Annotated in this window: 3 protein-coding genes; 1 reads left to right on the top strand and 2 read right to left on the bottom strand. The window is 36.1% G+C overall.

Translation table 11 applies throughout. The features are described 5' to 3' along the window. Positions 1-331: 331 nt before the first annotated feature. Positions 332-1723, top strand: a complete 1392-nt coding sequence (gene fumC / locus IHO13_RS05000; protein WP_225538554.1) for a class II fumarate hydratase — start codon at positions 332-334, stop codon at positions 1721-1723. On the opposite strand, the gene IHO13_RS04995 is transcribed toward fumC, so the two are convergent. Continuing rightward, positions 1718-1972: a hypothetical protein gene (locus IHO13_RS04995; RefSeq protein WP_225538553.1), complete on the bottom strand. Its 255-nt coding sequence runs from the start codon at positions 1970-1972 to the stop codon at positions 1718-1720. The genes fumC and IHO13_RS04995 overlap by 6 nt on opposite strands. 145 nt (positions 1973-2117) lie before the next feature. Beyond that, positions 2118-2762: a fructose-6-phosphate aldolase gene (gene fsa, locus IHO13_RS04990; RefSeq protein WP_225538552.1), complete on the bottom strand. Its 645-nt coding sequence runs from the start codon at positions 2760-2762 to the stop codon at positions 2118-2120. Positions 2763-2942 lie beyond the last annotated feature (180 nt).

Below are 2942 nucleotides of genomic sequence, written 5' to 3'. Positions count from 1 at the left end.
TTAATTTTTTGCACTATGTGCACCTCGTGTCTTTATAAAACTTCAAGGGTTTTACCTAATATAAGCTAAAATACGCTTGTTAAAGTGCTTAAGACAGTAAAAAACGCCAATTAAAAAGATAGATAGTGAATAACCAGCTAACGGGGTTTCTTTTGCCTTTTTTCTCATTTAGTAAATTCCTTAAATATTTATAGCTAAAGGTTAGTTGCAGTTTAAGATACAATACGGTACAATTTAACTAACCAAGAAATGGAGATATTAACATGAAAAATTTATGTAGTGAAACTAGACTTCAGTGTCAGCTATTTGTATGACATCAAGGAGAAAAACTATGGATAAAAAAACTAGAATAGAATCAGATAGCTTAGGGGAGGTAAAAGTACCAAGTGAACATTATTGGGGAGCGCAAACACAGCGTTCTTTGGAAAATTTTAAAATTGGCATAGAAAAGATGCCAGAGCCTATAATTGAAGCGTTAGCAATAGTAAAACTTGCAGCAGCACGTGTGAATATGAAGCATAGCGCCATAGATGAAAAAGTAGGAAGTGCGATCTGCACAACTGCACAGGAGATAATAGACGGCAAATTTAACGACGAATTCCCACTTATCGTATGGCAAACTGGATCTGGAACTCAACTCAACATGAACATGAATGAAGTGATCAGCAATCGCGCAACAGAAATTTTGAGCGGTGATTTGGGCAGCAAGTTTCCAGTACACCCAAACGACCATGTGAATTTTGGCCAGTCATCAAATGACGCTTTTCCAACAGCAATGCACATAGCAGCAGCAAAGCAGATAAATTGTTCTCTCATTCCAAGTCTTGAAGTGCTACATAAGGCACTGAATGATAAGGTTCAGGAATTTAAAAATATAATAAAAGTAGGGCGTACTCATCTGCAAGACGCAACGCCTCTGACACTGGGACAGGAATTTTCTGGCTATGCAGCTCAAATTAAAAAGGGAATAGAAAGAGTAAAATCAGCTCTGAACAATGTGTATGAGCTTGCACAAGGTGGCACCGCGGTTGGTACGGGACTCAATACCAAAAAAGGCTTTGCTGAAGATTTTGCTAAAGAAGTGGCAGAAATTACCAATCTTCCATTTATTTCAGCAAAAAATAAATTTGAAGCATTAGCAGCAAATGATGCTCTGGTTGAACTAAGTGGAGCACTCAATACAGTAGCGGTCAGTTTAATGAAAATTGCAAATGATATAAGGTTGCTTGGTTCTGGTCCAAGGTGCGGAATTGGAGAAATAATATTGCCAGAAAATGAGCCAGGTTCTTCAATTATGCCAGGTAAAGTGAATCCAACTCAATGTGAGGCAGTAACTATGGTATGTGCTCAAGTTATGGGAAATCATGTTACTGTAACCATTAGCGGCTCAAACGGCCATTTTGAACTAAACGTGTTTAAGCCAGTAATAATTTACAATGTTTTACAGTCTATAAGACTTTTAGCTGACGCAAGTTTAAATTTCACAGAAAAATGTGTGATTGGCATTAAGGCAAATGAAAAGAGGATAAAAGATCTGCTGAATCAGTCATTAATGTTAGTCACTGTATTAAATACGCATATAGGATATGACAATGCAGCAAAAATAGCCAGACTTGCTTATAAAGAAAATATCACCCTAAAAAAAGCGGCAGTGAAGCTTGAGCTACTCACTGAAAAAGAGTTTGAAAGAATAGTGAAACCAGAGGAAATGGTGAATTTATAAATCACTAGTTTTATTACCAATGTTTAAAGCAGTTTCCTTTATCTCCTTTATTCTCTCGTCTGCCAACATTTTTAATCTCTCACCATATCTGTAATAATTTCGCTTTATAGTGCACAGCTCATCTGCAGAGCTATAATCCAATTTAGGGTAATATTCGTAATCGCAGTTTTCTTTGATGCCCTCAGTACTTATAGACGATGCTGAGAGTGGAAGCGAAGCTAATAGTAAAGTAAGTGCAAAGCTTTTCATATTGAATATTTAAGCTCAATTGCGTTATAAATCTATTAATAGTGAAAGAAGAAAAACCGATCAATAGATCTCTTGAACAACCTGCTTTCTGATTTAGCGCCAAAACTTGTTTCCACTCTTCAAGTTTTCCCGTTTCTGTAACCGTTTATTGTTTTGCATTCCAATCTTGTTCGAATATTACAAGCCCCTGATCAGTAAGTGGATGGTTAAGTAATTGTCTAAGTATTTTCGCCGGCATAGTAATTGAATCAGCACCAAGCCTTGCAGCTTCTACTACATGTGCTGAACTTCTTACCGATGCAACGAGAACTTTGGTATCAAAGCTGTAATTAGAATATATAGTACATATATCTTTTATTAGTGACAAGCCATCATAGCTTATATCATCAAGGCGACCAACAAAAGGAGAAATAAAACAAGCACCGGCCTTAGCGGTAAGCAGTGCTTGTCCAGGAGAAAAACATAATGTAATGTTAACAGATATTTTATGTTCTGTCCACAACTTTTTACAAGAAATTAATCCTTCATGTGTAAGAGGCAGTTTGATTACGATATTGTTAGCGATTTTCGCTAACCTAAGACCTTCTCTAACCATATCTTCATGGTTATCCGCAACAACTTCCACACTAACAGGCCCTTCTATAATAGAACATATCTCACTTATTAAATTTTCATATTTATCTTTACGCCCAGATTTTGCTATTAAAGAAGGATTGGTTGTTATGCCGTCAATGAACTCTTTTAGTTCTTTAATTTCATTTAAATCAACGCTATCAAGAAAAATTTCCATATTACTCCCCATTAACAAACAATGTACGATAAAAACTTACTGACTGAGATAATCCAACTGCATGTTTATCCTTTTGCTCCTAAGAGATTCCCCATCATGAATTGCATGATCAAAAATCTGAACTTGGTTCGTCATAATGCTACAATTATTATCTGCAACTTTCAACACACCATTATCAAC

Source organism: Wolbachia endosymbiont of Mansonella perstans, assembly GCF_020278605.1.
Lineage (GTDB): Bacteria > Pseudomonadota > Alphaproteobacteria > Rickettsiales > Anaplasmataceae > Wolbachia.
Note: the sequence above shows the minus strand (reverse complement) of the source record. Positions and strands in the feature narration are given on the sequence as shown.